Consider the following 18,758-nt stretch of genomic DNA (forward strand, 5'->3'; position numbering starts at 1 on the left):
ATATATTGATTAATATTCTCAAATCATCTCAGTCATAACTTGAGACATTAAACCATCAATTGTGATCTGCTTATTTCTCATCTTTTCCAATTTTTCTTTGAGTTTTAAATCTGTGTAAAAATTGTCCTGATAAATTAATTTTAAGCAAATAAAATTTAAGATATCTCTTGTACCAGAAAGTTGAAATTCCCTCGCTTCTGGTATGGTTTTTATTACGAACTGATATAAAGCATAATCATCCATTTTTTCTATTAGAAATGAATTATTAAGTTTTAAATAATAGATAAGGTTATCTGGAAAGGATGCTTCTACAAGCATTTCCTCTTGTTCTACATTTAACTTAATTGGGACTTCTATTTGAGGCAACACATCGACCCTTTCATTTAAACCAAAAATTGTTTGTAAAAATCCTAGACGATCCCAATACCACCAACTCTGAATAGGCTCTAATAATGTTTCAACTTGATGTTTAGTCAATATAGGGCCTGATATATATAAAGTTTGATCTTCTTTTCGCCCAACTAATGGCGCTAAAATTATAGGATCCCAAAATGCAAGTATCATTTCCAGCCCACCTTCAAATTGAACCTCTAAAAAATGACGTAAGTGCTCAAATAAATAATCAAAAGATAAAGGGCTAATAAGAATCGTCATTTTAGGAGTACCCGCAATTTTTTGCTGTATCCAATCCCATTCAACTGACGAAAAATCTTTGGGTAATTGTAATAAATGAGGTGATACTGCCTTTGCTTTTTCTCCGCTAGCTTCAATTAATAAGCACTTTTGCCTGAGATGTGCGAGAACTTTAAGAAAAGATTTATCTTGTGCAGCATCTGCGATTGCATAAACATTTAAACCAATCTCATCTAATGGATATCTTTGAAATGTTTTGAATAGAAGCTCAAGAGGTTGATTCAATTGCATTTAGAGGCCATCTCCTTTATTGATAAAAGCGCCTCTTTGTGCTGCTCGCCGTGCTAAACATTCCCAACAAATATTATTTGGAAAAATAGGTAATGTCGGTGATTCTGATGCTCCTTGCGTAAAAATATGCTGTCCTGCTTTCACGGTAAATTGATTCGGTGTAATCACTGTTACACCATTACCATCTATTCTTAGGGCACTATCCTTTGCTTTTAAAGAGGTGGATCAGGAAATTTGAACAACACTTATAAGTGATATTTTGCTCCCCAAATGATGTTATAAACATCAATATATGGAGTATTTTATGGCACGTAGACCAAGAAGAAATCATTCAAATGATTTTAAAGCTAAGGTAGCACTTGCTGCGATTAAAGCAGAAAAAACACTTGCTGAATTGAGTGCTGAATTTGATGTTCATCAAAACCAAATTATCGACTGGAAAAATCAACTGATTTCAGCTTCCTCGCAAGCTTTCGATCAATCAAAAGCTCCAACAGAACCACCCATCGATCTAAAAAAACTACATGCAAAAATCGGTGAGCAGGCATTAGAAATTGATTTTTTAGAAGGTGTGTTGAAGAAACTGGGCCGCTTCAACCACAAAAGTTAATCGATGACTCACTTCAGATTTCAGTATCTAAGCAAGCTCAGCTGCTGAAAGTCTCCCGTGGTTGTTATTACTATCGCCCAAAACCTGTGAGTGCATCAGATCTGAAGCTAATGCGGTGTATGGATGAGTTACATATGCAATACCCTTTTGCAGGTAGCCGTATGATGCGTGATTTGTTGAATCGTCAAGGACATCATATAGGACGACGTCATACACGTACTTTAATGAAGAAAATGGGCATTAATGCGTTATATTGCAAACCAAATTTAAGCCAGGCTAATCAAGCTCACCGCAAATATCCATATCTGCTCAAAGGATTGGCTATTCAGCGCAGTAATCAAGTGTGGTCTACGGATATAACGTATATCCCTATGGCAAAAGGCTTTGTTTATTTATGTGCTGTGATTGATTGGCATAGCCGCAAGGTACTTGCGCATAGAGTATCGATTAGTATGGAGGTTACATTTTGCATAGAAACATTAAATGAAGCTATTGAAAAATATGGTCGACCTGAAATATTTAATACAGACCAAGGCAGTCAGTTTACCAGTGATGCATTTATTGATGTATTGAAATCAAATGGCATTCAAATCAGTATGGATGGTAAAGGTCGATGGGTTGATAATGTGATGGTTGAACGATTATGGCGGAGCGTTAAATATGAAGAGGTGTATCTCAAAGCCTACAGCAATGTTTTGGATGCGAAGAAGCAATTAAACGCATATTTTGAATTTTATAATTTGAAACGACCTCATTCGAGTCTGGACAAAATGACTCCAGATGAGTTTTACTATGACCAGCTACCACAACAAAATAAGGTAGCTTAACTAGAGCAGAGTATCACTTATAAATAAGCTTTTAGTTGTTCAAACATGTGGGACCACCTCTTAATATAATTTCAGTCGGACTATTAATCTCAACCTTTCCTTCCGAAGAAGTAATTTTCACATCTAATCGTGCAGCAGCTTCAAAAACATTATCTTGAGCCTGTATGTCAAATTTTCCTTTAGCTGCATACAGTTTTAAATCTTCTTGGCCAGCAAATAAACTTACTCTTTTCTTTGCATTTAAAACCAAATGCTCATCTGTACTTGCATTAATTGATTGTCCTGCGGCCATAGTCACACTATTTAATGCACTTACGTGAATATCTTTACCTGCTGCTAAAGAAATACTTTCAGGAGAGGCCAAAAACATTAATGCCTCTTTCGTAGCTTTTAAATCCAGCCATTGTGATTCAATGGTCTTGATATACTGATCTATATTTTTAAGGGTATCAGCAGCTTCAGCTTTCTGTTTCACAGCATATTCAGATAATACTTTCATACTTTCTAAGCTCTCAGAAAAATTACTGAGTGCTTCTTTAGATTCTAAATGTGTACTCAATGCACGATCTTGAGTAAAAGTGGAAATATATAAGCCTTTACTTCTTATAGCACCCGCATGATCCGTCCTTAATTCAAACCCCTCTCCACGTCCATCACTTGTCGCACCTTCTTTAGGGTGACTTAAGTTGCCAAGATTCAATTGCGTGGCACCATGACTGCTATGTAATTGAGCACTGATTTGTCCTGTAGTGTCGTCGAAGCGAAGTTGATTGTAGCCTTCTCCTCCGACTTCTTTGGAACGAATACCGCTAAGTTTTTTGGTGTCAGGTAGCTGACCTTTAATATCAAATTTGGTCGGTGATCGTTGAGCTTCATGAATTCGTCCCGTAACAAAAGGACGGTCAATATTGCCGTCAAAGAAGTCAATCACCACGATTTCCCCGATACGGGGTAAGAAACGAGCACCATAACCCTCACCCGCCCATGGGGTCAGGACATCTACCCATGCGGAATCTGTATCGCTATCATTACTGCCTGCACCACCATCGTGTTGATGGTCTTCATTTCTGGTAAAGAGAAAACGGACTTTGATACGTCCCCATTCATCGACATGGATTTCTTCTCCTTGTGCACCCACAACTCTGGCGCGTTGCACATGGGCAGTCGCACGATGTTGTAGTGGATCATATTCTGGAACAACATCAATGCTACGGCGTACTAAAGTCATTTCATTGGCTTGGCGTTCTTGTTGGCTGTCTTTGCTGCTTTGCCAATGGCTCAGGCTGAGTAGTTGTTCAACTTGGTTGTGGATGTCTTTAGGGAGATTATTCTGGTTGTAAAAACGTTTGCTCAGAATCAGAAATTCTTTGTCATTTTGACTATGGTTTTTCTCTAATTCAGGATGATCAATAAGTTGGAACCAGTATCCAACTTGGGTATCGCGTACGCTGCTGCGCGCAATAAAGGATTTGGCTTGTAATGCTTGATATTGATTCAATTGTTTATTAAGTTTTTCGAGTTGGCTATTGCCCGAAGTAGTGACTTGGTCTTCACCATTCAGATCTGTGATCCATGCTGGAGAAATATTCCATGCCTGTTCCAGACTTAAGCTTTCGTTATCACGTTGTTGACTATGTTGATGGGTGCTTAAGACTGAACCACTAGCATCTTCTTGGCTTAAACTATCGGCTTGCCAACGTTGCACATATATGGCGGTCGGTTGCAGTTGACGTTGTGCGATAAAACTGGTGATGCTGTCTTGTTGTTCGGTGGCATTACTACGATGGTAACGAATGGAACGGCGTTGCAATGCTTGAAAGTAGCTATTGTCATCGATGAGGCGAAGTTTTTGTGCTTGAATTTCTTGCCCTTGTGCAGCAACCAAATAACTGTCTTCATCAATCAGCCAGTTGATAGATTCCTCACGCATTAAGCGTGTTAAATAAGCGTAGTCACTCTCATTCGACTGCATGGAAAATGGACGAATATCATAGTCTTTACTGAGTCCACTACTGTCGAGCTTGAGACTGGCTGCAAACAGCGGACTTTTGTTCTGCCATTCTTTAAAGATGATTTCAATAATTTCAATCGCGCTTTTATTCATAAAGACACGACTATTACGGCGTTTATGCCATAGACTCGTGGCATCTTGTAAGGTGAGACGGTACAGGCTCAGTGCGCCATCACGTTGTCCCTGACTGGCACCTGTGATAATGCCTGTGGTTCGATACAGTTGCCCTATATCGGTAACTTGGTCGACTGCAACCTGACAGCCTATAAATTGTTTGAGCGGAATATAAGGATTGGTTGAGAGGCAAATCAACTCGGCAGAGAGACCTTCATTCATGGCATGATAACCGTCAATGCGTTGCAACATGACTTGATGATTCAGTTCTTGATTCGAAAATTGAACACTGATTGCACGTTTTTGTTGGTTAAATCCCAGTTGGTCAAGAATGCCAAAAATATGATTCAACATTATTGTAAGTGGCCTTATTATTGATCAAAAAAGGCTACCAGAACGACCTGTCTATATCAATTTAAGTTATTTTGTGTTTTTGTTTCAGCTCATGCAAAAGCTTTTATAGGATCGCAACGAAGAGCAAATTAATGAAATAATTTATTTGTGTTGAAGAAGCGTTGAATCATTGCATAAAAAAGAGATTAAATTGTTAAATATCAAATGAATGAATCGCTAACTTTTTACTGTTATATTTGTCACTTGAATCCGCTCATTGTTTAAACCACATCCACATGAATAACTCAGATCATCAGCTCCGCAGCGAAGCTCACGCTCACTGTCGAGATATATTGTGCCTTTTGAAGAATCCGAATGTTAATTTCATAACAATAGACATCAACTTTGGCAGCCCATTCACACCAATGCGAAGCTCTAGCGGAGAGTAAAAAACTATGGTCATTCGATTTTACTCTCCGCTATTTTTAACCTAAAAACCTCAATATCCCTTAAAAACTCCAAACAAATTTCAGCCATGTCGAACCACCTTTAGCGCGATTCTCAACCTGATCTTCAAATAAATACTTGCCTTCTAAAAACCACTGTCTGGATGGATGATAAGAAACCGCTGGACCGTAAGCGAGGACTTGGGCCTTAGTATCTTGAACCTTAATAGAATCACGCTTATCGTCTGTAAACTGTTTTAATGCGTATCCTTGTAAGCCCAGTGTCAGATCAGATCTGACCTGATAACTCAAATTATAATCAAATGCAAAATAATCCCCTGATTTATAATGGGTATCATCATTTTTCTCGTTGATACTATAGGACATTTTGGTAGAAAGATCCCAACCTGAAGCCGTCATATAGCTATAGGCAAACATCGGCCGAAGGGTGTAATAATTCTTACTGATATTGGCAATAACGGGCTTAGGACTATTCTTATCATAGTCGCCAGTAGGAAAAACATTTTCAAGCGCCACGCCCCAATGGTGATTACCATGATGCCATGCCAATAAAGGTGCAAAGACAAAATCTCCAAGCCCTTTATTACTATCTGAAAATCCCGCTGCTGATAATCGAACATCCACAAAGGGCTGGATACCATAAAATCCCAATTGTCCGCCCAACAGTTTTTGATCCGTCATCCATACCAACCGTGCCACTAAAGCATTTGCATCCAGATGGAAATCTGGAACACTTATATTTCCATGTTGATCAAGCATTTTGTCTGCATGATAGTTCTGATAATAAGTAATGAGATAAACACCTTTAGGGGGTAAATTGCCTGCCATCGCACCTTCTGCACCTAAAGCAGCAGAATCCGAGCCATTTTCAAGTGCATAGCTATTTATACTCATTACAGTCAGTAAAAGACCACAGCATAGATTACGTTTATTTTTAAACATGATGGATTCCCTTTTTCACACGTGAGATAACCTGCAAGATGTCCTCTCTTGCTCAAAGGCTATCGTCACTATTTTTGTTTTATGTTGTCTAAAACACTTTGGCTTTATGCTGTGCACACTTCTATAAGTAGGTTGGCATCTGTTGCTGCCACAATTTCTTCGACTGAAACGTCATGGGCTAATTCAACGAGCTTAAATCCTTCTTGTGTGATATCAATGACCCCTAAATCGGTAATTACACGCTGTACCACCGCTTTACCCGTTAAAGGCAGTCGACATTGCTGAAGTAGTTTCGATTGACCGGATTTCGCACGATGCTCCATCAGAACGATGACTTTTTTGACCCCAGCCACCAAATCCATCGCACCACCCATCCCTTTAACTTTATGACCCGGCACCATCCAGTTCGCCAAATCACCCTGCTCTGATACTTCCATACCGCCTAAGATGGCGACATCAATATGCCCACCACGGATCATGGCAAATGAAGCTGAACTCCCAAAAAAAGATGCACCCGGCTTCGCGGTCACCGTTTGTTTGCCTGCATTGATTAAATCGGCATCCACCGTTTCCTCTGTTGGAAACTCTCCCATGCCCAATAATCCATTTTCAGATTGCAGCCAAATCTCAGCTTCATCAGGAATATAGTTTGCGACTAAGGTCGGCAGACCAATGCCCAGATTGACATAAAAACCTTCTTGCAGTTCTTTGGCAGCACGTTGAGCCATTTCTTCTCTTGACCAACTCATGCGAAGACTCCTGCAATGTGCTTTAACGTCATCTGTTCAATTCGTTTTTCGGGATTAGGATTGTGTACGATTCGTTGTACATATACGCCCGATAAATGCACTTCATCAGGATCCAACTCTCCCACCTCGACCAGTTTCTCAACTTCAGCAATGGTAATTTTGCCTGCTACCGCACAGTCGGGATTAAAGTTTCTTGCTGTTTTTCTAAAGATCAGATTACCAGCTCGATCTGCTTTATAGGCTTTAACCAATGCGATGTCTGCGGTTAGAGATCGTTCCAGTAAATATTGTTCTCCATCAAACTCACGTATTTCTTTATTTTCAGCAATTATCGTTCCGACCCCAGTTCGGGTATAAAATGCAGGAATCCCTGCACCGCCTGCTCTTAATTTTTCCGCAAGTGTGCCTTGAGGAGTTAATTCAACCTCTAACTCGCCATTCAATAATTGACGTTCAAACTCCTGATTATCTCCAACATACGAAGCAATCATTTTTTTAATTTGTCGGGTTTGTAATAACATACCTAGACCGTAATCATTCATCCCTGCATTGTTTGAGATACAGGTCAGCCCTGTTACTCCACTATCACGTAATGCACGTATCAGCGTTTCGGGAATACCACAAATTCCAAAACCACCCACTGCAATCGTTATGTCATCTTTTACAATATCCGCCAAAGCTGTTTCGGCATCTGCATATACTTTTCTCATGGCATGTCCTTATTCAAGCCAGCGCATAATCGGCTGAAGTGCGATATTGCTGCATAGTTTCTTCAAAATATTCAATCAAATCGCCAATCTGCTGACGCTGTTCAACCGCACCAAAAATATAAAAATCAGGGCGAATTAACATGGCTTGAATATGGTGTTGTTGCATGAAGTTGACAATAAATTGCGTGCGATCTGATGACTGTTTATCCAGTAAATCAACTACGACCAAACCTTCAGGAATCCTCACATCCTCCGCAATAGCTTGTATAGTGAGAAGACTGAAATGTCCTGCAATCAAATCATCTAGACGACGTGTTTGTTCTCCACATTGTAAATAAGCATGTGGAGATAACTTCCCAGCAAGTTGTTGTGGATTAAATAATGGATGCTGAGCCAAAATTCCCTGTGTTAACTCTGGAAAATCTGGCATTGGAGGGACAAGGCCATCAAAGAAAGCCTGATCACGCTGCTGGGCTTCTTGCTGATCAGAAACGCAAATTACTTTACCTAAAAACATCGAAAGCTCAATCACATCATTGACATGCGGACTACGTTCTTCAAAGTAGGTATCTAGAATGCTAGATTCATAATCACCATTGAGTACGCCTGAAATTTTCCAGGTTAGATTCCATGCATCTCTAAAACCAGCACACATTCCCTGCCCCATAAATGGTGGCATGACATGAGCCGCATCACCTGCAATCAGAATATGATCTTGACGCCATTTTTGTGAAATCAGTGATTTGAAGCTATACAGTTTAAAACGAATTAAGGTCGCCTGATCAGGCGTGACCCAAGGTCTAAGTAGCTCCCAAACCTTTGCTTCATTTTCAATATCTTCGACCGATTCGTGGGGTAAGCGCATAAACTCCCAACGTCGCAGATATGCACCATCATGAATACCTGCTGGCGCAATCGTAGTTGGTCGTTCAGGATTACAATGCTGAATGGCTTCTTTAGGAATGTTATGACTGGCATCTCCATGCGGAATGATATCCACCACCAACCAATCGGCAGCAAAACCCTTATTAAACCAATCGGCATCAATACTTTGACGAACCAGACTATTGGCACCATCTGCTCCCACAACAAAACATGCTGAATATTCTTCGAGCTGATCTGTCTCTAGATTTTTACAAACTACCTGCGCATGATGCTCGTCTTGTGAAACTTCCACGACCTCATAACCCAAATGGATATCAACATTTGATAATTTTCGAAGCTCTTCATCAATCAGCTTTTCAAAAGAAGGTTGATGAATAAAATTGACTTCTGAACCTCCTGAAATAGACTCTTTAGTCCAGTCAATGGTAATGAGTTCCTTCCAATCGGCATTGACCCATTGGTAAAGTTGTCCCGGTTGGATAATCGATTCAAGCGGTTTTTCCAAACCTAACGTCAGTAGCATTCTGCGCATTTCATGATCTATACAGATTGCGCGTGGTAAATGATAACGCTGAGTCCAGCGTTCAAAAATCGTAATATGATGACCTTTTTTAGCCAGATTTAAGGCCAGTACTGCACTAACTGGACCGAAACCTACAATGATGACATCCGTTTTTTGAATTTCCATGATTTAAATCCTTTTAAAATACAGGGGCTGTTGTTTCGTAGTTTTTTACAAAATCCTGTGGTGGATTTGGTCCCCATACGTACATTGAATCTTCGACAGGGTGATCAGCAGCAGGCCAATCATGGGTGTGCGGCACAAAGTCAATATCGTGTGAATATTCTGCGTAACTTCCCCATGGATCACGGACATAGTAAAAATAGTTTGATCCCAGAACGTGGCGACCCAAACCCCAACCTTGATGGTATCCCGCATGTTCCATTTGCTGTTTGCCTAAACCAACATCATCAATGCGATTCACATTCCAACTTGAATGATGCAATCCATAACCATCTGATTTTGACAAAGCCAGCAGATGATGGTCACTTCCATGCGCACCATGTAAAAATGCCACCAAACCACTGGATTGATCTGAGACTCGAAGCCCCAACACATCAATATAAAATTGCAATGTGCGATCAAAATCCTGTGTAAAGGTCAGAATATGTGACAAATGCGTCGGTTGAACCTGTGTAATCGCCTTTCGGTTGGATGCACGACCTACCAATGAAAACTGAACAGGATGAATAACTTGTGATTTTTGGTCGGGTGATACTTTTTGCGAAACGCATATTTGCAGTGCCAATCCATCAGGATTTTTGATCCAAATGGATGGATGATCAGAGGTCTCTAGCGGCGCAATGGTTTCAATATTTTGATCTTGAATACGCTGTTTAAACGCATCCAGATCTTCTGGATAAATACCAAAGCTAATCCATTGCAGCCTTTTTTTATCCCCGCCTTGATAAACACGTGCCCAACGATGCTCATGACCATAGGTATAAAGCTCAAGATAATCATTGGCTAATGATCTTTTGACATTTAATCCAAAAGCCTGATAAAAGTCATAAGCTTGTTGTAAGTCTGGGACACTAAAAACAAATTCCCAGACAGAATGAATGGCAAGCTGACCCGCTCGCTTGTAATGATGATTTAACACAGCGTATTCCTCGCTTTTTAAAATTTCTCAATCCATCAAGAAATCTTTATTTGTTTTTACATTAAACAACGACCTGTTTTTGTTGACCAAGTACATCACTTTCAATCGTGACGACGTCTCCTTTTTTCAGATAACGAGGGGGCTTCATGCCACCACCTACACCTGCGGGTGTTCCCGTAATAACGACATCACCTGGTAATAAAGTCATAAACTGACTCAAATAAGACAGCACTTCAGCAACCGAAAAAATCATGTCACTGGTATTTGCAGACTGCATCACTTCATCATTGACCTTCAATGAAAATTGGACACTTTGCGGATTCGTCAATTCATCTTGAGTCACTAACCATGGACCAATAGGATCAAAAGTCTCAAAACTTTTGCCTTTGCCCCATTGCCCATTTCGTTTAAGTTGCCAATCACGTTCAGAAACGTCATTTGCCAAGCAATAACCTGCGACATAGTCCAATGCTTCAGATTGTGGGACATTCTTTGCCGTTTTGCTTAACACAAAGCCAAGTTCAAGCTCCCAGTCCGTCGCAACCGAATTGGGTGGCAATTCAATGTCATCGAATGGTCCACTTAAAGAAGTAATGGCTTTTTGAAAAACTACGGGTTCAGTTGGAAGATCTAAACCTGATTCTTTGGCATGTTCACGGTAGTTCAAACCGATTGCAACAAATTGACGGACACCAGTGACTGGGGTACCTAAGCGTTCAGTGGAATCTACTATTGGAAAGATGTCTAACGACAATTGATTAATTAGTGACAGCTTTTCAGGGGTTAACCATTCAGGATTCCAATCTGCAATGATTGAAGAGACATCACGGATATGACCTTGTGCATCGATAATCCCTGGCTTTTCTTGTCCTTTGGCGCCAAATCGTACTAGCTTCATGCTAAAATTTCCTTTATTGACATTTTGTCATTATGACACTTCGTCATAATTATTCTAAATGAATTTGCTGTCAATCATTTTTTGATCAACTCATCGCAATAATGCTTTACTCTTCTGATTTTTAAGTACTTATTTTTATAAAAGTGTAAGCAATGGTCTTGAATGTTTAAGGCTTACTGTGATTTATAGTTTTTTGTCTTATAATTCAAAAGCGTTAAAAATATCTTTTTTGCTTTATGTGAGTTATTCAATGACGGAACAAAAAAAACTGTCGAACCATCGCCATAAAGTTGCTTTAGAAAAAAAACAAAAAATGAAAAGTCACTTAATGCTGTCTGCCCTCGATTTATATTGTCAGAGCTCACCCGAAAAAGTTTTAGTGATTGATGATTTTGTAAAATATGCAGGCGTATCGAGAGGCACTTTCTATAACTATTTTTTATCCACCAATGAGTTACTGACTGAAATTTCAATGAATATGAGTGATGAAGTTCTTGAAATTATTGAACCCATCATTGCGGTACTTAATCACCCCATTGAGCGTGTAACTATCGCGACCCGATTATATTTGCGTTCTGCCATGCACTATCCAGTGTGGGGCAGGCTGATTACCAGTGTCGGCCCCAGATACGTTGTGCGTGATCGAAATGTTGCGAAATTCTTAACACGTGATCTGAAAAAAGCAGATGAACTCGGGCATATCAAAATTGAAGACTATCGTGTTACCCGCGATATGTTTTTAGGGTCAGTCTATTACTCTTTAGAAACTATGCTGACCGAAACAGTCGATCAACATTATCTTGGCTTGGTGATTAAAACTCTTTTAGGACATTTGGGCATTCAGCAAAATGAAGTGCAACGTTTATATCAATTAGAACTTCCTAGTGAAATTGAGATTACCACTCCTTTTTTTACGATCTTAAGGCAACATCAAATTAAAAGTTAAAGTCATAAAAACTAATGCCGAATTTCCCACTTGCATTAACTCTAAGATTGGGTGCTTATCATTGAATTTGACGAAAGATGCAGATTATATTTACATATAAATGCGAATCACCCCAAACAAGAAAAACTTTTTCAACTGAAGTGGTCAGTTTTAATCGACTATTGAGCACGACAATTCAATGAATGTACAAGCAGAAATTAGACAATAAGCTTCTAACTGGCGTAAAAGTATCAAAATTTATGCAAAAGCGGAGCTATTCGATAGCATCATTATTGAAGAAGATGATGCCCAAGTTTTGGTGAAAAAAACGACCGCTCCTACGCTTAAAAGTCTGGAGCAATATGGTCAAGTAATTTATATCAAAGCTCTTATCCAAACCTTTAGCACCCAGATTACGTTTGGGTTTTGGTTCTATTGCTTTAGATAAAATATCTGAGGGTGTGCAGCATTTAGCCGCCGTAGTCGAAGAGTATTCTTTATATAACGGATAGAAAGATTCAAAATTAAGCTAAGAAATCATTTAAAATCAATATAACACTGTTTCTAACGAATTTGAGCTAGTCAAAAATATCCATGACTAAAACTCCAAATTAATAGTGGCTTTTACCACAGTTTTTTAAGACAAAAAAATAAGAACCTGATCTCAATCAGGTTCTTACTATAATTAAGCACAATATTTAGTTATATGATCTAGAACGGTAAATCATCATCCAAATCAGAAGGCGCTGGTGCAGCAGGTGCTTTTGGCGCAAAACCGCCTGGATTATTGTTGCCCGCATTGCCATAACCGCCAGAAGAATTATTGGCATAGTTACCCTGATTAGAGCCATTATTTTGACCATAGCCAGACTGTTGTGGAGCATTATTAAAACGTGGCTGATTAAAATCATTGCCACCGCCCATTGCCTGATCCCCTTGCTGACGAGAATCCAACATCTGCATTTGCTCACCACGAATTTCAGTGGTATAGCGTTCCTGTCCGTTTTGGTCCGTCCACTGGCGAGTACGCAAAGAACCTTCAATATAAACTTTTGATCCTTTACGCAAATATTGCTGTGCAATTTCCCCTAAACGATTATGCAAGACAATACGATGCCATTCGGTTTGCTCTTTACGCTCACCTGTATTTTTATCTGTCCAAGATTCACTGGTCGCAATTGAAAACTGAGTCAGTGAACCTCCATTTGGAAAAGTTTTGGTTTCTGGATCACGTCCTAAAGTACCAACTAAAATAACTTTATTCACACCACGCATTAGCTAATTTCTTCCTATGTATTTCTGTGTTTTACTTTATAAGAGTTATGCTTAAATGGCTACCTCTGAACCTATCAAGTGCGTTAAATGTTGTCGCCCAGTATCATCGATCACCTGCTTATCAACTTTAATATACGCTACTTTTTGCTCAGCCATCACCACCACTTCTTCAATACCACGAATCGCCAATAGTTTTGAAGTCCATTCATCTGTTTGTTTTAATTCAGGTAAGGGCAATACGATCGAAGATAAATATCGCGGCTGCGCCAGACCAAAACTAATCAGCAACCAGATCATAGCAATGCCAGCCAAAATACTCCAACCAAGCGAAGTATTATGTAACATTAAAAGCTGACCACCCAGCACCCCCCCAAAAAATGCCCCTAAAAACTGGCTACTGGCATTAATCCCCATCGCGGTGGCCTTAGACTGAAGCGGCGCAGATTTGGATAACCATGAGGGTAACAGTGCTTCCATGACATTGAAGGCAATAAAAAATAAACCCAAGCCTAATAACAGAATATATTTGGACTCATAGCCAAAAATTAAGATCAGTAAACCTGCAATAATGCCCAAAATTGCGGTTAGAAAAATTCCGCGCATTTTGCGATATTTTTCCGCGACAATAATACTAGGAAACGCAAAAAGCAGACTAATCACCAAAAGCGGCAAATACACCATACCGTGTTTAGCTAAAGGAATATTGGCAAACTCAATCAATTGAGATGGTACATAGATAAACATGGCTGTCAGCAGTAAATGCAGTGAAAAAACCGAAACATGTAATCGATTTAAATCGCCCATCTGGATGACTTGTTTGAGCTGAGCCAGATAACCCTGACGAAAATTACGATGATGTCGAGTGACTTTCGGCACCAGCAGCAACATAAAAATGGCTGCAATTCCCATGATCGTGGTGACCCAAAATAAACCAGAGATGCCCACCTGACTGGTCAACCACGGCCCTAAGCTAAACGCGATAACAAAAGACAGACCAATACTCATGCCCATCACCGCCATGGCTTTAGTCCGCTGTTCCTCTCGGGTAACATCGGCCAGAAGTGCCATGACCACGGCTGACACAGCCCCTGCGCCTGCAATCGCACGTCCAATAATCACACCGTAAATAGTATGAGACATTGCGGCAATGGCACCACCTAGTGCAAAAAGTACCAGCCCTAAAATAATGAGAGGTTTACGGCTAAAACGGTCTGCCCAAAGGCTAAATGGAATCTGTAAAATCGCCTGACTTAGACCATAAATACCCACAGCCAAGCCAATCAACGCAGGTGTTGCATATTGGTAAGACTGACCTGCGATAGAAAACACGGGGATAATCATGAACAATCCCAACATTCGCAGGGCAAAGATACTGCTTAATGCAAAAGTTGAGCGACGTTCTATAGCATTCATCATCTTATTACGCTGAATTTAACCTGTACAAATTATAGGGTATTCACATCAAAACTTCGCTACATTCCTTCAATTTCTTGTGAACATAAAAACAAGCAGGGTGTAAAAACACCCTGCTAATTTAGTTGATTAGACTGAAAATTTGCTTAACTCAATGGTTGGTGCTTGCGATATTGGATCGATGCAATCACCGCCCAAACAATAAATGCCACCCCAATTAAACCCGTCACCACTTCTGGAACATGGACGCCCGTACCACTGGCAAGCATGATAAAAGCCAGTGCCCCAATCGCATAATGCGCCCCATGCTCAAGGAAGATGTAGGCATCTAGTGTGCCTTTTTCCACCAAATAGATCGTCATGGAACGCACAAAGATCGCACCAATGGCCAAGCCTAGCATAATAATTACGACATCACTGGTAATCGCAAATGCGCCAATCACACCATCGAAACTAAATGAAGCATCTAAAACTTCAAGATATAAAAATCCACCGAAACCAGCTTTTACCACTCCCGTCACTGCACCATTTTCATCATGCTTGACTGCATTACCTTCTTCATCCACTTCAGGTTCACCGCCTAGTAAGTGACTGAGTACTTGAACTCCAATATAGATTACTAAGCCCCAAATCCCCGCCATGGTCACCACCAGACGTTTTTCATCTGCCACTTGTGCAGACATGATCAGCAAAGCAATCAAGGCAATAAATACCGACATTGCAGGAACACTAGCCAAATGCGAAAGCTTGGATTCTAACCATCTAAACCAGTGAGTATCTTTGCCATCATCAAAGAAGAAGTTTAAAAAGACCATCAACAAGAATGTTCCACCAAAGGCGGCAATTTCAGGATGATGTTCCATCAAACGCTGTGAATACGTCGCAGGATCATTCAGCGCCATTTGTACTACTTCCAACATTCCCATATCCGCGGTTACTGCGACAATCACAATAGGAAAAATTAAACGCATACCAAATACGGCAACCAGAATACCCACCGTTAAAAATATCATTTTCCAGAAATGATCCCAGTTGCGTAACACTGAAGCATTGACCACGGCATTATCAAAAGATAAAGACACTTCCATCACCGCTAGGATTGCAGTAATGGTTAGGGCTTTAAACATCGTCGAAATGCCCGCCTCTGGCCCATGGGTATAGCCCCAATAAGCTGACAAAGCCAAACAAATCACGGTAAAAAAAATCGAAAAACGGAAATGCTTCATGCGTGCCCTGAATCAAAAATATTAAAATTAGGATTTCGCTGCATATTATGCGCGTTTTCAGCGTGCTTGCAGATGACTTTTATCTTTTTTTAGTAAAATCTTAAGGCAAAATTAATAAAGTATCTCTACGGCTACGCATGACAAAATTTTGTTATAGTCTGGGCGGATGATCTTTAGAATTTAGAGCAAAACAGATGAGTTTTACCCAAGAACTTTGGCACAATAATATTGAACTTTACCAAAAAACCTTGAATCTTCCATTTAATCAGGAGCTTGCCGCAGGGACTTTGTCTGCCGATGCTTTTTGTCATTATGTGATTCAGGATGCGCATTATTTATTGGCCTATGGTCGTGCTTTGGCAGTTGCCGCAGCAAAAGCGTTTGATGCCGACGATGTGATTCAGTTCGCTGAGGCAGCCAAAATCGCAATTATTGTAGAACGTAGTCTGCACAATGACTTTATGCAGCATTTTGACATTAGCAAACAGCAATTTGAAAGCACGCCACTGACACTTGCCTGTCATCACTATACTTCATTTTTAACCGCGACAGCATGGTCTGAAAGTTATCCAGTGGTGTTAGCCGCGTTGTTACCTTGTTTCTGGATTTATGCGGAAGTGGGTAAAGATAACGTAGAAAAATCAGTGGTGAATAATCCATATCAGGCTTGGATTGATACTTATTCGGGAGAAGAGTTTCACACTGCTGTGGGCAATGTGATTGCCACTGTCGATAAAGTTGCGGCGCGTTGTGACGATGACACCAAAGCCAAAATGCATGCAGCCTATACCATGGGTGCAAAACTAGAATGGTTGTTTTGGGATAGTGCTTATCAGCAACGACAATGGATGGGGCTCACACAATGACGCCTCTCTTTTAACATCGTTTGAGAATATTCCACTACATGCTGATAGAGGTATATCGCTTCGATCAGCAATTTAGAAGTTGCTCAAACTCCGGCCCCGTTTTGGAAAAAGTAACTTCTGTAATCTGATAGTCTGCAACTTGCTGAAAAGGATCTTGTTGTAGAATATGCTCAAGTTGTTCACGAGGCATGGTTTTGACCAAGACTACACCACCAGTACGTGGCTGTTTGCGCCCCGCACTAATAAAAAGACCTTCCGCAAAATATCGGTTCAACCAGTCAATATGTGGCTGGATCAACGCATCAACTTCATTGAGGGGTTTGATATAATTTAAGCTGACAATAAACATTGTATTTTCAACCTCAAGCCTTAAGCAGAATAAAAAGACGTCCAGCCATATAACAAAATTGCCGCAGCCAATACCCATGCCAATGTTGCAAAGCTGAGACACATCCCAATCGAGACCCGATCTGCAAGGTAATACACCGTTCCAAGATAAATGGCATAGGGAATCAGCGACCACAATCCAAACAACGCCGTTTTGCGCAACGCCTCAGCACCTTGTTGTCCAAATACAATCACATGCGCAATCAGTGCAAAAGTGGGAAATAACGGGACCAAACCCGCAATATAAAACGATCGGCTTTTAGATAATAAAGAAATCAGCAATACCACAGCCGCACCTAAGGCGCATTTAAAAAACAACCCGATCATGAGACAAAGAACACTGGAACAATGCTATTGAACTTACTCCTTTTTCTTGTAAAAAAATAGAAGCCTAGCCGTATTCAACTCAAAATCTAGGATGCAATTTTACAAATTTGGCTTGCAATTTTGGTCAAGTTCAAGCATTCTTATTTGATAATGATTATTATTTACTTAGCTTGAATATTTATGGCACGACCGTGTTGGAGAACATAATGCTGATAGAAACTCAAGGTAGTGAAGCGATGAATGCCATGATTACCTTGCGCCAATGCTGGTATGCAAACGAAGAAATTTATATCAATAAAGGCTGTTTACATTGTGGTTCAGCAGCGACCTATTTGATTTATTTTACCAACCGAAAAATACAAAAATTGATGCTGGATTTTATTGCCAAATATAATTGTAACCATCCCAAACGTGTTGATTTGATGGATTTAGAATACTTTGAGCAAGACTATGAACAATTACTGTCACAATTAGAAGCACAGGTGATTCATTATTCTTTTTCACAGCATAATCAACCCAAACGCATTACCTTTGAACAAGTCGAATCTATTTTTGAACGTGATTTTGCAATGGCTTGCTAAAGAATAACAATTACAAAAACTGTCTCCCGCTTGACTCCAAAGCACAGCTTAAGTTGTGCTTTTTTTTATTCGCTTGGTCAAGTTTTCATAAGATTTTTATAATAAATACACAGCCAGTAAGCCAAGCAATGCAGGTATTGCCTGAATATAAATAATTTTGCGACTTGCTGTAAGTCCGCCATAGATCCCTGCCACCAACACACAACTCAAAAAGAAAGTGGCCAAAGGCACTGCATAACTTGCAGGAGCAAACAATGACCAAATGAGTCCTGCGGCTAGAAAACCATTATATAAACCCTGATTTTGTGCCAGAACTTTGGTGAGTTGTGCTTTTTCTAGCGTATTCCCAAATGCCTTGAGTCCATAAGGCCGATCCCATAAAAACATTTCGAGTATCAAGATATACACATGTAACAATGCGATAAATGTGATCAGTATTTTAGCCAACATGATGATGATCCTATTTTTTGATCAAGTTCATTTTTAGAACTCTAAATATAACGGATTTATCTTCATGTGTATAAAAGTTTATTCTGTTTGTTTTCTGCCGACACAAATTGACGCATAAAATGGTAAATTTCATGCTTGAACATTTTTCATGCGCTATCATATATACCTTTTTAA

The 18,758-nt window shown here is 39.9% G+C and carries 18 protein-coding genes and 1 pseudogene; 4 read left to right on the top strand and 15 right to left on the bottom strand.

Going from position 1 to position 18,758, the window contains the following annotated elements; genetic code table 11:
• Window positions 1–18 precede the first annotated feature (18 nt).
• Complete coding sequence (locus tag F944_RS14325) at window positions 19–924, bottom strand: DUF4123 domain-containing protein (RefSeq protein WP_004991960.1); 906 nt, start codon at window positions 922–924, stop codon at window positions 19–21.
• Window positions 925–1,140 (bottom strand): annotated as a pseudogene (locus F944_RS16825) (hypothetical protein); the annotation flags it as partial.
• Between the two features lie 88 nt (window positions 1,141–1,228).
• Between F944_RS16825 and F944_RS16830 the strand changes: the two are divergent.
• A protein-coding gene (locus tag F944_RS16830; protein WP_223235881.1) for an IS3 family transposase occupies window positions 1,229–2,361 on the top strand; the annotation gives its coding sequence in 2 pieces (ribosomal slippage) (window positions 1,229–1,481 and window positions 1,481–2,361; 1,134 coding nt in all).
• Between the two features lie 31 nt (window positions 2,362–2,392).
• Here the strand turns inward: F944_RS16830 and F944_RS14340 are convergent.
• The 7 genes from F944_RS14340 to F944_RS14370 all read right to left on the bottom strand — a co-directional run bounded on the left by F944_RS14340 (window position 2,393) and on the right by F944_RS14370 (window position 11,134).
• Window positions 2,393–4,840, bottom strand: a complete 2,448-nt coding sequence (locus F944_RS14340) for a type VI secretion system Vgr family protein (protein ID WP_004991972.1) — start codon at window positions 4,838–4,840, stop codon at window positions 2,393–2,395.
• A gap of 488 nt (window positions 4,841–5,328) precedes the next feature.
• Window positions 5,329–6,228 carry a SphA family protein gene (locus F944_RS14345; RefSeq protein WP_004991973.1) on the bottom strand — a complete coding sequence of 300 codons (900 nt, stop codon included), beginning with the start codon at window positions 6,226–6,228 and terminating at the stop codon, window positions 5,329–5,331.
• Between the two features lie 104 nt (window positions 6,229–6,332).
• Window positions 6,333–6,977 (bottom strand): CoA transferase subunit B, encoded by a 645-nt coding sequence (locus F944_RS14350; protein WP_004991975.1) that lies wholly within the window; start codon window positions 6,975–6,977, stop codon window positions 6,333–6,335.
• The gene (locus F944_RS14355; RefSeq protein WP_004991977.1) at window positions 6,974–7,687 is read right to left on the bottom strand and encodes a CoA transferase subunit A; all 714 of its coding nucleotides are present in this window, start codon (window positions 7,685–7,687) and stop codon (window positions 6,974–6,976) included. The genes F944_RS14350 and F944_RS14355 overlap by 4 nt, the downstream gene beginning before the upstream one ends.
• Before the next feature lie 13 nt (window positions 7,688–7,700).
• A complete protein-coding gene (locus tag F944_RS14360; RefSeq protein WP_004991978.1) occupies window positions 7,701–9,260 on the bottom strand; it encodes a bifunctional 3-(3-hydroxy-phenyl)propionate/3-hydroxycinnamic acid hydroxylase in 1,560 nt (519 codons plus the stop codon).
• A 13-nt stretch (window positions 9,261–9,273) separates the two neighbouring features.
• The gene (locus tag F944_RS14365; RefSeq protein ID WP_004991980.1) at window positions 9,274–10,236 is read right to left on the bottom strand and encodes a VOC family protein; all 963 of its coding nucleotides are present in this window, start codon (window positions 10,234–10,236) and stop codon (window positions 9,274–9,276) included.
• A 61-nt stretch (window positions 10,237–10,297) separates the two neighbouring features.
• On the bottom strand, window positions 10,298–11,134 hold the full coding sequence (locus tag F944_RS14370; RefSeq protein WP_004991982.1) for a fumarylacetoacetate hydrolase family protein: 837 nt from the start codon (window positions 11,132–11,134) through the stop codon (window positions 10,298–10,300).
• Between the two features lie 250 nt (window positions 11,135–11,384).
• Between F944_RS14370 and F944_RS14375 the strand changes: the two genes are divergently transcribed.
• On the top strand, window positions 11,385–12,080 hold the full coding sequence (locus F944_RS14375) for a TetR/AcrR family transcriptional regulator (protein ID WP_010588970.1): 696 nt from the start codon (window positions 11,385–11,387) through the stop codon (window positions 12,078–12,080).
• A 690-nt stretch (window positions 12,081–12,770) separates the two neighbouring features.
• Here the strand turns inward: F944_RS14375 and ssb are convergent.
• The 3 genes from ssb to F944_RS14390 all read right to left on the bottom strand — a co-directional run bounded on the left by ssb (window position 12,771) and on the right by F944_RS14390 (window position 15,973).
• Complete coding sequence (ssb, locus tag F944_RS14380) at window positions 12,771–13,334, bottom strand: single-stranded DNA-binding protein (protein ID WP_004991990.1); 564 nt, start codon at window positions 13,332–13,334, stop codon at window positions 12,771–12,773.
• Between the two features lie 51 nt (window positions 13,335–13,385).
• Window positions 13,386–14,750 (bottom strand): MFS transporter, encoded by a 1,365-nt coding sequence (locus tag F944_RS14385; RefSeq protein ID WP_010588969.1) that lies wholly within the window; start codon window positions 14,748–14,750, stop codon window positions 13,386–13,388.
• A 143-nt stretch (window positions 14,751–14,893) separates the two neighbouring features.
• Complete coding sequence (locus tag F944_RS14390) at window positions 14,894–15,973, bottom strand: DUF475 domain-containing protein (protein WP_004992003.1); 1,080 nt, start codon at window positions 15,971–15,973, stop codon at window positions 14,894–14,896.
• A 194-nt stretch (window positions 15,974–16,167) separates the two neighbouring features.
• Between F944_RS14390 and tenA the strand changes: the two genes are divergently transcribed.
• Entirely contained in the window at window positions 16,168–16,839 is a 672-nt protein-coding gene (tenA, locus tag F944_RS14395; protein WP_004992006.1) for a thiaminase II, read from the top strand.
• Between the two features lie 64 nt (window positions 16,840–16,903).
• Here the strand turns inward: tenA and F944_RS14400 are convergent, their stop codons facing one another.
• Window positions 16,904–17,188 carry a YciI family protein gene (locus F944_RS14400; RefSeq protein ID WP_004992008.1) on the bottom strand — a complete coding sequence of 95 codons (285 nt, stop codon included), beginning with the start codon at window positions 17,186–17,188 and terminating at the stop codon, window positions 16,904–16,906.
• A gap of 20 nt (window positions 17,189–17,208) precedes the next feature.
• The gene (locus F944_RS14405) at window positions 17,209–17,553 is read right to left on the bottom strand and encodes a GlpM family protein (protein ID WP_004992011.1); all 345 of its coding nucleotides are present in this window, start codon (window positions 17,551–17,553) and stop codon (window positions 17,209–17,211) included.
• Between the two features lie 206 nt (window positions 17,554–17,759).
• Here F944_RS14405 and F944_RS14410 point away from each other — a divergent pair, with 206 nt between their 5' ends.
• Complete coding sequence (locus tag F944_RS14410; protein WP_004992014.1) at window positions 17,760–18,134, top strand: hypothetical protein; 375 nt, start codon at window positions 17,760–17,762, stop codon at window positions 18,132–18,134.
• Between the two features lie 96 nt (window positions 18,135–18,230).
• Here the strand turns inward: F944_RS14410 and F944_RS14415 are convergent, their stop codons facing one another.
• A complete protein-coding gene (locus F944_RS14415; RefSeq protein ID WP_004992016.1) occupies window positions 18,231–18,584 on the bottom strand; it encodes a DUF1304 domain-containing protein in 354 nt (117 codons plus the stop codon).
• Window positions 18,585–18,758 lie beyond the last annotated feature (174 nt).

This window comes from Acinetobacter ursingii DSM 16037 = CIP 107286, assembly GCF_000368825.1.
Classification (GTDB): domain Bacteria; phylum Pseudomonadota; class Gammaproteobacteria; order Pseudomonadales; family Moraxellaceae; genus Acinetobacter; species Acinetobacter ursingii.

Coding starts and splice junctions, on each gene's coding strand:
- F944_RS14360 (WP_004991978.1), bottom strand. CDS start 9,260: ATGGAAATTCAAAAAACGGATGTCATCATTGTAGGTTTCGGTCCAGTT.
- F944_RS14325 (WP_004991960.1), bottom strand. CDS start 924: ATGCAATTGAATCAACCTCTTGAGCTTCTATTCAAAACATTTCAAAGA.
- F944_RS14405 (WP_004992011.1), bottom strand. CDS start 17,553: ATGATCGGGTTGTTTTTTAAATGCGCCTTAGGTGCGGCTGTGGTATTG.
- F944_RS14350 (WP_004991975.1), bottom strand. CDS start 6,977: ATGAGTTGGTCAAGAGAAGAAATGGCTCAACGTGCTGCCAAAGAACTG.
- ssb (WP_004991990.1), bottom strand. CDS start 13,334: ATGCGTGGTGTGAATAAAGTTATTTTAGTTGGTACTTTAGGACGTGAT.
- F944_RS14415 (WP_004992016.1), bottom strand. CDS start 18,584: ATGTTGGCTAAAATACTGATCACATTTATCGCATTGTTACATGTGTAT.
- F944_RS14370 (WP_004991982.1), bottom strand. CDS start 11,134: ATGAAGCTAGTACGATTTGGCGCCAAAGGACAAGAAAAGCCAGGGATT.
- F944_RS14410 (WP_004992014.1), top strand. CDS start 17,760: ATGCTGATAGAAACTCAAGGTAGTGAAGCGATGAATGCCATGATTACC.
- F944_RS14385 (WP_010588969.1), bottom strand. CDS start 14,750: ATGATGAATGCTATAGAACGTCGCTCAACTTTTGCATTAAGCAGTATC.
- F944_RS14340 (WP_004991972.1), bottom strand. CDS start 4,840: ATGTTGAATCATATTTTTGGCATTCTTGACCAACTGGGATTTAACCAA.
- F944_RS14375 (WP_010588970.1), top strand. CDS start 11,385: ATGACGGAACAAAAAAAACTGTCGAACCATCGCCATAAAGTTGCTTTA.
- F944_RS14390 (WP_004992003.1), bottom strand. CDS start 15,973: ATGAAGCATTTCCGTTTTTCGATTTTTTTTACCGTGATTTGTTTGGCT.
- tenA (WP_004992006.1), top strand. CDS start 16,168: ATGAGTTTTACCCAAGAACTTTGGCACAATAATATTGAACTTTACCAA.
- F944_RS14400 (WP_004992008.1), bottom strand. CDS start 17,188: ATGTTTATTGTCAGCTTAAATTATATCAAACCCCTCAATGAAGTTGAT.
- F944_RS14355 (WP_004991977.1), bottom strand. CDS start 7,687: ATGAGAAAAGTATATGCAGATGCCGAAACAGCTTTGGCGGATATTGTA.
- F944_RS14345 (WP_004991973.1), bottom strand. CDS start 6,228: ATGTTTAAAAATAAACGTAATCTATGCTGTGGTCTTTTACTGACTGTA.